Annotated in this window: 1 protein-coding gene; it reads left to right on the top strand. The window is 54.8% G+C overall.

Annotated elements, in window-relative coordinates; all coding sequences use genetic code 11:
- The coding region (locus tag AC6UDG_RS07940; protein WP_500707026.1) for a hypothetical protein at positions 1-230 on the top strand (230 nt) is incomplete at both ends.

Here is a 230-nt window from a genome sequence, read left to right as displayed (position 1 = left end):
AAAATAAAGACCTGACCGTTGAGCTGGAAGAAGTAACCGAAGTGAGGCCGGTGGAGTTCCCTGGTGCCGACAAAGTGATCACGCTAGATGTCGCGGTCGGTGGCGGCAAGATGAAACACCTTGCCCTGCGCAAACCCATGCCAGGTGACCTGCGTGGTCTCAAGTTACTGGATGTGATCCAAATGGATGCCGGAGCAGTGGCGAACCTGGTTCCTCGTATTGCGATGAAC

This window comes from Fructilactobacillus sp. X2R1C1, assembly GCF_059901435.1.
Note: the sequence above shows the minus strand (reverse complement) of the source record. Positions and strands in the feature narration are given on the sequence as shown.